Genomic DNA, 10,116 nt, shown 5'->3' on the forward strand with positions numbered 1-10,116 from the left:
AAAATGAAAAAAACTTTTGTAAGAACTCAAAATGTAAAAAACTTTATTTCGCTTATGAATTCTCTTCAGAATAAACCCGAAGGAGTGCCCAGAATGGCTCTTGTTTACGGAGAACCCGGACTCGGCAAGTCAAGAACGGCTCTGTGGTGGGCAGTAAAAAATGATGCAATATATTTAAGAAGCTCCAATCTTATGTCGGGCAGGTGGTTTCTGGAAGAACTTATTGAAGAATTAGGCGAAACTCCTTTTTATAAAACTTCAGACCTTTTAAAACAATGCGTAAACCAGCTTCTGCAAAAGCCGCGAATTATACTGATTGATGAAATAGATTATCTGGCAGGCGATTCAAAGGCGATAGAAACAATAAGAGACATTCACGATAAGACAAATGCGCCGATTGTCATGCTTGGGATGAATAAAGCCGACAGAAAAATTATGCGATACCGCCACGTTTATGACAGGTTAAGCGAAATACTTAAATTTCAATCTTTTGACAAAAATGAAACCGAAAATATTATAACGCAGCTAAGCGAAGTTTCTTTCACTCAATGCGCCATAGAGCTGATTTTTAATCAGGCAAACCGACTAAGGCAAATTGTAAACCTTATTGATAAAGCTGAAAAAATAGCAATATCAAACCAGCTGACCCAAATAGACAGCAAAATTTTAAAATCGGGAATACAAGAAATCAGAGAACAGGAGAAAAAAGATGAAAAAGCAGTTATTAAAATTAATCAAAGGGTTAAACAAGTTTAAAACGGATGATTTATGCCAGATGGCAGAGCTTGAAGAAAGCGAGATTCAGCCATATCTGAGCGAATTTACAGATGAAGGAATAATAATAAAAATCAGCGCCGACTCCTATACCATGCTTGAGAAAATTCCTCAAAGGCAAACAAAAAGACGTAAAAACGTTAAGGCAGAAAAGATTGAAAAGCTTAAAAAACTTCTTCAATTTCCGCAGGAAGAATTAGACAAATTTAAAAAAGTACCTGAAAATTTAAGAAAACCTGCAGAAAAATATCTGAAAATTCTTTATATGACTCAAGATATGACCCCTAAAAAAATCAGATGTTTTCTTGAAAATCAAAATAAAAACAACTCTGACCTGAAAATGGGTTACAGCACATATTCAAGAGTGAAACAAAGACTTAGTGAAGAAGGAATCATCGGGCTTATTCCAAAATACAGCGCTTATAATAAAGGGCAATCAATAATTAAAAAGCGGATTTACGAAAAGTTCAAAAGCCTTTATCTGCAGCCCCATGCTCCATCAAGATTAAGCTGCTATAACGAAGTTAAAGCTGAATTTGCGCATTATTACGAAGAATGGAATTTTCCCGGTTACCTTGCATTTAAAAGAAAACTCGAGACAGAATTTACGGAAGACGAAATAAAAATCTATAGAACTTCTTTGAATGATATCTCCATTGAAAGCGTTCTTTCAGCTTTTTAAAAATAAAATTTTAAGCCGATTGCTAACTAAAGAAAATGCATTTGGGGTCTTTATTCACTTCTTCTACGATAGCATCAAGCGTACCGGGATTTACAGAACGCTTAATCTCTTTATAATAATCGTACCATCTGTCTTTACTGTCTGCCCACCATAAAGACCAGCTGTTTTTAAGTTCATCGTATTTAAGCTTTGCAACAGGCATTTTTGACCACTTGTCATCATGTCTGAGCCTTTCTTCAAACATTGTGACATCATTGCCTCTTATTGAATACGAATATTTCAGCTGACACCTGATATGCTCAGGAATCTGATCGCAATATTCATCCAGCTTCTTTATTACTTGCGCTTTTAAAAATTCTGTTAATGCCATAAATTACTCCTGCGAAAGTTTCTTGCCGTGCCATATAACTTTACCTATAACAGCAATGCCCGATTGTGTATGAAGGTCAACCGTAAATGTGCTGTATTCCGGATTATCGCTCTTAACCTGCAATTTATTGTCAGGCATAAGTTCAAGTCTTTTTACTACTAAGGCATCGTCAAATCTTACGACAAAAATTGCATCTCTGATTGCAGTATTGGCAGTATCTATCATAATCAGGTCGCCGTCTTTTATTGTCGGCTCCATTGATTCGCCTTTTACTTCAAACACTACAAGAGCATTTTTCGGAGCAAGAATGTTTTTATTAAACCATTCCTGTTCAAAAGGATAATGCCCTATGACTGTTTCATTATCTACAATACAACCTGATCCGGCAGCATTTTTAATATCAAAAATGGGGACATAGACAATATTGTCGCAATAAACATTTTTGCCTGAATTATCTTCAATAAACATTGATCCTTTGCCGGCAACAATATATTCAAGATTAGCTTCCAGATTTTCATACAGCAGCGTTAAATACTCGACTGATGCTTGCCTTTCGCCTCTTTCATAATTGCTTATTGTCTTAGGAGCGATGTTTATCATTTTGCTTAATTCTTCAATAGTAAGAGCTGACTGAGTTCTGATGCCTCTGAGTCTTTGTCCTATTTCTTTTAATACTATTGGATTTAGCTCTTTTCCCATAGTTGTATTTTACCTTCTTAATAAAATATTACCATATGGTCTAATTTATTGACAATGTTCTCAAATGGTAATAATATAATTTAATTCAAGAACGAATGGTAATGTTGATTAACTTTATATAGAGAATATACCACAAATGAGCAAGAATTCCAGATTAAAATGGTTCAAAGTTAAACTTTTGTGTCGAAACCTTAGCCTTTCTAGCGTAGCGGAAGAACTTAATATTACGGAAGATGAACTGATTTCTCTGGTTGAAGGCAAAACGAAAGACGATGCTTTTGCCAAATGGGTAAAGGATAACCTCGGAAAGCCTTATTGGTTATAACTAAAACGAGTTTCAGCCTGTAAATCGGCAAAGCCGCTTTTACGGCATACACTCCTAACAATAACTAAGGAATCACAAATGAGCAGGAAACAAGAAATAAACAATATACCTGTATGGATTGATGAAAATCAAGCCTGCTCTTTACTTGGAGTAAAATTAGAAACTTTAAGGAAAAACTGTACATCCGGCAAATATATTTATGAAAAAAACAAGTCTTTAAAAGAAAAAGTTGAGTACAAAATACTTTTAAGTTCTCTGCCGCAGCGGCTTCAAAATAAGTACAATCTATTAAATTCTGTTAATGAAACTGCTTTTGACCTTGATGTTGACCTTATGCTTTACAATAAAGCCCCGAATTGGGCTAAAAAACAGGCTGATAAACATGTTGTGGTTCTGACAAATTCAAGAGGTTTAAAAGGCAAAGAATTAAGACAATTTGTTAAAGTATGGAACGCTAAAAATCCTGATTTTAAAACTTCCTATTCAGGCATTAACGATGCCCGATTAAGATATGAACAAGGCGGAGTTTCAGCTTTATTAGCGCAATACGGCAAAACTGCAGGCGTTTCAAAAATAGAAGACAAATATTTTGAATACTTTAAAAACCTTTATCTCGTTGAAGGAGCGCCCTCTGTTTATTCTTGCTGGCTTATAACTCTTGGCTATGCAATGAGAGAAGACGGACTCACGAAAGAATCGTTTCCCGGCGAAGCCTCAGTTCGCAACTCATTCCCGAAGCATTTAAGTTTTAAAAGACGCATAAGAAGAGAAATACCTGTTTCGTCAATATATCTTGCAAGATACGGCTATTCTAAATGGAACAGAAAATATGCAAACTATGTCGAAAGAGATTATTCCGCTATAAGATGCGGGTCAGTCTGGGTCGCGGATCATGCGCAATTAGATATAGCCTGCGTAAATATTGACGGCAAAGTCAGTTTCCCTTGGGTTACGGCTTGGAGATGCTTTAAATCGGGCAAATGGCTCGGCTGGGTTCTTCAGCCTGATAATCCCAACTCTGATTATATATTCCAGTCGTTCTATTATTCGGCTGAAGAATACGGCATCCCTGATGATATTATTATCGATAACGGAAAAGATTTCAGGGCTAAAGACTTTGCCGGCGGAAGACGGAGTATAAAAATACCGGTCGAACAAATTTCTACAACGGCGATGCTCGGAAAACTCGGAGTTATTCCTCATTTTGCTCTTCCGTATAATGCTCAGACAAAACCGATAGAAAGAGATTTTCTTAAAGTCAAAACCCTTTTATCTAAACACGCTGTAGGTTACAGGGGCGGAAATGTTACGGAACGACCGGAAAAACTTAAAAAAGAAATTCAACAGGGCAAAATATTAAAATTTGAAGAACTGAAAGAAATTTTTGACGATTTTATCGTTAATGTTTTCAATAAAATGCCGTCTCAAGGCAAAAATCATAAAGGAAAATCTCCAGATGAATTGTTTGCAGAAGAGTTCACAGAAAAGCGAGTCGTATCAAAAGATGCCTTAATTCTTTTCTGCAAAAGAACTTCAAGAGAATTATCCGTCACTCAAAACGGCGTCAGAGATTCAGAACTTCAAATAACCTACTGGTCTGACTGGATGCTGGGCGTTAAAAGCGAAAAAGTCTATTTAAGACGCGATATTAAAAATTATGCAGAAGCCTGGATATTCAGATCATCCGATGATGAACTTTTAGGAACTGCATCTGTAAAAGAACTTGCTCCGGCTCTTGCTAAAGAAGAAATTTCCAAAGAGCAATTTAAAGAAATTATTGCAGATAAAAAACGCGGCAGAAAGATTGAAAAAGCTTACTCTCAAATAGAAGAGGTCGAGCTTAACGAAAAAATGCTGAATTATAAGGCGGTTTTAGGCAATAAAAATTATCCTTTAAATCCTAAAATCAGCAAAATGGCAAATACGTCAATGGATAAAGCTGTAAGAAAACAAAAAGCCGCGGAGAAAATTGGCACTCACGATTTATCGGCATTTATTGATGAACCTGCAGCCAAAGAAAAGATTTATCTCTTCGAAAGCGACAGAGAGATTGATGAAGCTGAAAAAGAATATTTTAAAAATAAAAAATTAATAGGAGCAGGGTATGGATCTTAGAGAAGAATTAAAAATAATAATGAAAGAAAAGAAGTACAGCTTTAAAGCTGTGGCAAGAGCTACTGCCGTTTCTTCGACAACTCTTAATCTCTGGGTTAACGATAATTACATAGGCAAATCAGATAAAATCGCTGATATTATCAGTAATTTTTTAAACAGAGAAAGAGAAAGAAGCTATAAAAGAAATATTCCCTGCGTTGAAACCTCTGTATTTAAACGAGTTTTTGAAATAGCAAGAATGTGCCATATCAATAACGAAATAGGCGTTTGCTACGGCGCTGCCGGCTTAGGTAAAACCGTTGCAGCCAAAGAATATACAAAGCATTATCTTGATTCGATTCTTATTGAATCAGACCCCGGCTTCAATACAAAAGCGCTGCTTATTGAATTTCACAAAAGACTGGGACTTTCAGGCAAAGGCAATATCTATAAAATGACGGATGAGGTTATTCAAAAAATACAGTACTCAAGCAGACTTATTATTATTGATGAAGCTGAAAATCTTCCTCATAAAGCGCTTGAACTTATAAGAAGAATTCACGATAAAACCGAAGTCGGCGTGCTTCTTATCGGGATGCCCGCTCTTGTTGAAAACTTAAGAGGCGAGAAGAATCAGTATGAACAGCTTTATTCGAGAGTCGGCGTTTCTAAAAAGCTTGAAAAATTAAACATAAATGATATTAATGCAATTCTTGAAATTACTTCTCAGAATACAGAACTGAGTGAAGTCTATCTTGAATATTCAAGAGGCAATACAAGGGTCTTATCAAAACTGATAATGAGAGCTTCAAGGGTGGCAACTGTCAATAAAATAGAATTGACGGGGCAAACAATTGCTGAAACATCTAAGATGCTTATTGTGTGAGGAAAAAGATGAATAAACTTGAAAAAATGTTCTGTACCACATTAATAATCCTCGCAATTTTCACTGCCGGCATTCAATTCGGAATTCACCACGGCAGAGCCTTGGAACGAGAGGAGCTGTTCGATGGTGACTGATTCTCAAATTAAAAAAATTCATACTCTTAAAAATGTTCTTAATCTTGATGATGAACTTTACAAAGAAATTTTGGCTAATTACGGAACTGAAACCTGTAAAGCTCTTTCGCCTCATCTTGCAGGCGAATTAATCGATAAGCTTGAAGAAATGGCGAAAGAGTCAGGAAGATGGATAATAAAAAAACAAAAATTTGAGAATTTGTCAAACAGATTAGATATGGCAACTCCTAAGCAATTAAGGATGATTGAATCTATGTGGAATCTGGTAATGACTGCTTATGCAGAAGAAAAGGAGATTAAATATGTAGATAAGAGAGAATTTATTACAAAATCGCTCAGAAAATTTCTGTTAAACAAATTCTCAGTGAGCGATCTTAGGTTTCTTGACAGTAAAACAGCTCGCAAAGTTATTAATACAGTCAAAGAAATTAAAAAACAATATTTAAACGTTATTTAAAAGCAGTTTGAAACAAATTAAAGGAGAAGTAAAAATGGAAACCTGCGAAATAATTGTAGGAATTATCAGAGCTCAAATCAGCAATATTAATGAAAAATTGATCCAATCAAAGATTGAATTTGCCGATTGCAATCTTAGCGACAACGAATGGCATAACAAAAACGAGAGGAAAATTGACTGCAAGATGTATCAGGCGCAAATAGAAATTCTTGAAAATATGGAAGGCATTATTACAGAAATATTGACCCAAGAACCGTCGGCTGTTGCCGCATAAAGTCGAAACCAAGAAGCCGCCTGCTCAGGCTTCTTGGTCTCAGGGTAATGCCCTGACTGATGAGACTAAAGAGGATTTATGAAAGAAAAACCCTGGCTTGATGAAATAAAAGAAGATGAAATGCCAAATGAAGAGCTTAAAACAGTAGCTTCTCTTTGCGGCGTTAAAACTGCTATAGACTTGATGAAAAATCTTCCCGGAACCATGATATTTATTCCCAATAAAGCTTTAATAAAATTAAGAAATAAATATATTTGTAAAAAATATGACGGAACTAAAAAATCACTGTTAATACTTTGCAAAGAACTTTCTCTGGCTGAAAGACAGCTGTATCAAATTATTAAAAATAATGAAAAATAATGACGCATCTTCCATTCATACCACTCTTCTCCTGCTATATACGGCAGGAGTTTTTTATACAAATAAATATGGTTCTATCTGAAAGTTTGTGGAAACATGTTTAATTTGCCACAGTAGAATATTTAATGATTAATTAAATTTTTTGCTGCTCGAATGCAACAAAATAGAAAATGAGTTACATTCAGAGTTTAAGACAAATTAAAACCGCTCGGGTATATTACAACCTGAAGAAGCGGAACAAGTCTTTATCTGAAATAAATTCAAAAAAGCAGAAACTCCTCTGTGTTTTTTACAGAGGAGTTCTGATTTTGCATTTACCGAGTATTTTAGTCTTTGATGATATTTATTTTACCACCGGCTTTTATTACGCCTGAATTAACAACATTTCCGGCTAAACTTACATTTTTTTTAGCTGTAATGTCATTGACACCTATATATGGGACTTTAACTAATGCACCGGAAGAATCTTTATTGCCTAAAATAACTTTTCCGGCTGAATTTATATTTCCTATTATGATTTGACGGGTTTCATAAACTTCTAAATTTTTACAGTTAATATCGCTGGCAATTAAACTACTTTCCCAATAGTATGGATATTTAGCTTGACTGCCTACAATTGTAATGTTACTTCTTATCTCAGAAATAATATATTTAAAGCAAATAATTTACAGAAAAACGAAGTTTTTAAAATAAATAATATTCAAAAATCAATGATTCTGATTAATAATACCGATTACATAAAAGGAAATATAACAATACAAAAAGGGGAAGAACCTGCAACAACAGACATTACCCTTGACGTAAAAGACAAATTGCCTCTCGATTTAAGCGCAGGTTGGGATAATCAGGGCAGAGATTTAATCGGAGTTCAAAGGGCAAATATATTCCTGACCGATAACAATTTAACAGGGTTCGGAGATTCTTTATACGGAGGTGTCAGTCTTGCTCAAAGAACATTCGGAATAAATTCCGGTTATTCCCTTCCGATAGGACCTTACGGCACGGAATTAAGATTAGGCTATTCAAATTCGAGCGTTAATATAGGCGGTTCTTTTGAACAACTTAAAATTCACGGAGCTTCCCGAATGCTCAGCACTACTCTTTCTCAGCCTATATTTAAAGGTGATAAGTTTAATTTAACTTCGAATTTTTCTTTTGACCTCTCACATTCAAAAACCACAATGCAAGAAATAACAGAGCTTCAAGATTACGGATTAAGAGTATTCAGGTTCGGATTAAACGCTGTTAAAGAAGATAACAGGGGAAGATGGATATCCGGTGCACAAGTAAGCACAGGAATCCCTGTTTGTGACGCTGAATCAAAAAGTAAACTCGGAGAACTTTCCGGTAAATTCGTAAAATTCAATACAAATATAATCAGAGTACAGGCTTTGCCTCTAAATACAACCGGTATTTTTAGAGTATCAACGCAGTTTTCGCCGAATAATCTTCTATCTGCCGAGCAAATGCAGACAGGAGGAAGTTCAACAGTAAGAGGTTTTAACGAAGGGCTGCTTATCGGGGATGTCGGTTATAACGCAAGTGCGGAATTAATAAAAACAATTCCTTCTTTGCCTGATTTCAGCGTTCCGTATTGGAAAAATAAAAGTTTCAGAGTGAATTTAAAAGACAGAATGCAGTTTGCGGCATTTTACGACCAAGGATTTGCTAGAGTTCTTGAAAAAGATACACCGGCAACATATGCAAATTTTCTTCAGGGAGTCGGAGTGGGGCTGCGTTGTCAGTTGAGTAAATATTTAACGGCTAATATTGATGTGGGACTTCCGCTCGGAAGAAAAAGGTCGGAGAATCAAAATTCGGTCAAATTGCACTTCGGATTGTCGAGTAATTTGTTCTAAAATTTTATCCCCTCTCAACAATCTATTACAAACCATCCAAAATAAACGAACATTAATTCGAAGGAAAAATGCCTTATAAAAAGGTCTGACTTTTTTACTATGAAGTTATCTATAAAATTCAGCTGGGAAGTATTTAAATAGACTATAGGCTAAATAAATAGCAAAATAATGTTAAAAAGCTTTTATTTAGAATTATTTTAAGAATTAACAAATAAATGTTTATCACATTCTGTTAATGTCAATAATTGCTGATATAGTTGAGTGTCTTTCATTGTGTATATTAACTCTCAATGCAAGAAAAGTCAGTGTTTAAGCTGACTTTAGTCGGAAGTTGAATCATTGCTATACATTAAAACAGGATTTTTTCGATATTGGTTTTGAGTTTTTGTATGTCTTCTTTAAAAATGCCTTCAGCATTTGCCGGTTTGTTTTTGTAATCATTTCTATAGGCAAGCCCCTCGGGAGTTTGCATTAAGCTGAAAGGTACTGAGTAAATTATTTTCCATTCATCATCTTTTAGAACGGAAGCCTTTGCGTAACACTGGCTATGATAAGAATCTGACTTTATTTCAAGTTTTAATTTTTTATTGCTCAGCTGATAAATTTCTCTGTAGCTGATTGACTGACTGCTTGATTGATAGCAGATTTTTTCTATTGTTTCCTCTTGCAGTTTAGTTTTAGCCATTATTTTTCCTTTCTTAGTCGATTAAAAAACATTCCGGGATATTTAAAGCTTTAAAATCTTGCTTGGAGATTTCGTTATAAAGCCTTGCTGTTTTTATATCTTCAATAGTTTTTAAGCTATCAAGGCTTGTTGCGTAGACTCTGCCGTCTTGGTCGATTACTTTAGCTCCCATCGCTTCCGGTGCGTCAACATAGCCGAGGTTGTAAGTCTTTATTAAAACTCCGATAGTTTTTCTTTTATAATCGTAAACCTTTGTTCCGAATACTATGTCCATCTTTTTTGCTCCTTTAGTTCTGTCTACATTGACAGATTAGCTCTCAATTCTCACAATGGAAGCCTGAACTCGGAAGTTCAGGCTGTTTTGTATCATTAAGACACGATCCGTACTTTCTCTAGTCCCATATAATCAGTCCTTGCAATGTTAAACTAAGTTGACAGCAGTATTTGTATCTTGTATAATCAGGTATAGGTATAGGTATAGGTATAGGTATAGGTATAGGTATAGGTATAGGTATAG

General features: G+C 35.2%; 13 protein-coding genes. 9 read left to right on the forward strand and 4 right to left on the reverse strand.

What is annotated here, in order from left to right; all coding sequences use genetic code 11:
* The first annotated feature begins 3 nt into the window (after window positions 1-3).
* Together WCG23_08500 and WCG23_08505 are read left to right on the forward strand one after the other, a co-directional pair.
* The gene (locus WCG23_08500; protein ID MEI8389910.1) at window positions 4-756 is read left to right on the forward strand and encodes an ATP-binding protein; all 753 of its coding nucleotides are present in this window, start codon (window positions 4-6) and stop codon (window positions 754-756) included.
* Entirely contained in the window at window positions 710-1,456 is a 747-nt protein-coding gene (locus WCG23_08505) for a DNA-binding domain-containing protein (protein ID MEI8389911.1), read from the forward strand. The genes WCG23_08500 and WCG23_08505 overlap by 47 nt, the downstream gene beginning before the upstream one ends.
* Before the next feature lie 22 nt (window positions 1,457-1,478).
* Here WCG23_08505 and WCG23_08510 read toward each other — a convergent pair whose 3' ends face one another.
* On the reverse strand, window positions 1,479-1,826 hold the full coding sequence (locus tag WCG23_08510; protein ID MEI8389912.1) for a DUF3024 domain-containing protein: 348 nt from the start codon (window positions 1,824-1,826) through the stop codon (window positions 1,479-1,481).
* 3 nt (window positions 1,827-1,829) lie between these two features.
* Window positions 1,830-2,525, reverse strand: coding sequence for a S24 family peptidase (locus tag WCG23_08515; GenBank protein MEI8389913.1), 696 nt, complete (start codon window positions 2,523-2,525; stop codon window positions 1,830-1,832).
* Between the two features lie 136 nt (window positions 2,526-2,661).
* On the opposite strand from WCG23_08515, the gene WCG23_08520 reads away from it, so the two are divergent.
* From WCG23_08520 to WCG23_08550, 7 genes are all read left to right on the forward strand, one after another.
* On the forward strand, window positions 2,662-2,850 hold the full coding sequence (locus WCG23_08520) for a hypothetical protein (protein MEI8389914.1): 189 nt from the start codon (window positions 2,662-2,664) through the stop codon (window positions 2,848-2,850).
* Window positions 2,851-2,928: 78 nt separating this feature from the next.
* The gene (locus WCG23_08525) at window positions 2,929-4,965 is read left to right on the forward strand and encodes a hypothetical protein (protein MEI8389915.1); all 2,037 of its coding nucleotides are present in this window, start codon (window positions 2,929-2,931) and stop codon (window positions 4,963-4,965) included.
* Complete coding sequence (locus WCG23_08530) at window positions 4,955-5,830, forward strand: AAA family ATPase (protein MEI8389916.1); 876 nt, start codon at window positions 4,955-4,957, stop codon at window positions 5,828-5,830. The genes WCG23_08525 and WCG23_08530 overlap by 11 nt, the downstream gene beginning before the upstream one ends.
* A 123-nt stretch (window positions 5,831-5,953) precedes the next feature.
* Window positions 5,954-6,421 carry a phage protein GemA/Gp16 family protein gene (locus tag WCG23_08535; protein MEI8389917.1) on the forward strand — a complete coding sequence of 156 codons (468 nt, stop codon included), beginning with the start codon at window positions 5,954-5,956 and terminating at the stop codon, window positions 6,419-6,421.
* Between the two features lie 34 nt (window positions 6,422-6,455).
* Window positions 6,456-6,695, forward strand: coding sequence for a hypothetical protein (locus WCG23_08540; protein MEI8389918.1), 240 nt, complete (start codon window positions 6,456-6,458; stop codon window positions 6,693-6,695).
* A gap of 78 nt (window positions 6,696-6,773) precedes the next feature.
* Window positions 6,774-7,055 carry a Mor transcription activator family protein gene (locus tag WCG23_08545; GenBank protein ID MEI8389919.1) on the forward strand — a complete coding sequence of 94 codons (282 nt, stop codon included), beginning with the start codon at window positions 6,774-6,776 and terminating at the stop codon, window positions 7,053-7,055.
* A 602-nt stretch (window positions 7,056-7,657) separates the two neighbouring features.
* Window positions 7,658-8,914, forward strand: coding sequence for a ShlB/FhaC/HecB family hemolysin secretion/activation protein (locus tag WCG23_08550; protein ID MEI8389920.1), 1,257 nt, complete (start codon window positions 7,658-7,660; stop codon window positions 8,912-8,914).
* Between the two features lie 349 nt (window positions 8,915-9,263).
* On the opposite strand, the gene WCG23_08555 is transcribed toward WCG23_08550, so the two are convergent.
* Both WCG23_08555 and WCG23_08560 read right to left on the reverse strand, forming a co-directional pair.
* Window positions 9,264-9,599: a hypothetical protein gene (locus WCG23_08555; GenBank protein ID MEI8389921.1), complete on the reverse strand. Its 336-nt coding sequence runs from the start codon at window positions 9,597-9,599 to the stop codon at window positions 9,264-9,266.
* A gap of 13 nt (window positions 9,600-9,612) precedes the next feature.
* A complete protein-coding gene (locus tag WCG23_08560) occupies window positions 9,613-9,873 on the reverse strand; it encodes a hypothetical protein (protein ID MEI8389922.1) in 261 nt (86 codons plus the stop codon).
* Between the last annotated feature and the right edge of the window lie 243 nt (window positions 9,874-10,116).

The sequence above is a fragment of the bacterium genome (assembly GCA_037147175.1).
Classification (GTDB): Bacteria; Cyanobacteriota; Vampirovibrionia; order Gastranaerophilales; family UBA9971; genus UBA9971.

Excerpts from the sequence above, each read along its gene's own strand:
- WCG23_08500 (MEI8389910.1), top strand. The coding sequence starts at position 4 with ATGAAAAAAACTTTTGTAAGAACTCAAAATGTAAAAAACTTTATTTCG.
- WCG23_08505 (MEI8389911.1), top strand. The coding sequence starts at position 710 with ATGAAAAAGCAGTTATTAAAATTAATCAAAGGGTTAAACAAGTTTAAA.
- WCG23_08510 (MEI8389912.1), bottom strand. The coding sequence starts at position 1,826 with ATGGCATTAACAGAATTTTTAAAAGCGCAAGTAATAAAGAAGCTGGAT.
- WCG23_08515 (MEI8389913.1), bottom strand. The coding sequence starts at position 2,525 with ATGGGAAAAGAGCTAAATCCAATAGTATTAAAAGAAATAGGACAAAGA.
- WCG23_08520 (MEI8389914.1), top strand. The coding sequence starts at position 2,662 with ATGAGCAAGAATTCCAGATTAAAATGGTTCAAAGTTAAACTTTTGTGT.
- WCG23_08525 (MEI8389915.1), top strand. The coding sequence starts at position 2,929 with ATGAGCAGGAAACAAGAAATAAACAATATACCTGTATGGATTGATGAA.
- WCG23_08530 (MEI8389916.1), top strand. The coding sequence starts at position 4,955 with ATGGATCTTAGAGAAGAATTAAAAATAATAATGAAAGAAAAGAAGTAC.
- WCG23_08535 (MEI8389917.1), top strand. The coding sequence starts at position 5,954 with ATGGTGACTGATTCTCAAATTAAAAAAATTCATACTCTTAAAAATGTT.
- WCG23_08540 (MEI8389918.1), top strand. The coding sequence starts at position 6,456 with ATGGAAACCTGCGAAATAATTGTAGGAATTATCAGAGCTCAAATCAGC.
- WCG23_08545 (MEI8389919.1), top strand. The coding sequence starts at position 6,774 with ATGAAAGAAAAACCCTGGCTTGATGAAATAAAAGAAGATGAAATGCCA.
- WCG23_08555 (MEI8389921.1), bottom strand. The coding sequence starts at position 9,599 with ATGGCTAAAACTAAACTGCAAGAGGAAACAATAGAAAAAATCTGCTAT.
- WCG23_08560 (MEI8389922.1), bottom strand. The coding sequence starts at position 9,873 with ATGGACATAGTATTCGGAACAAAGGTTTACGATTATAAAAGAAAAACT.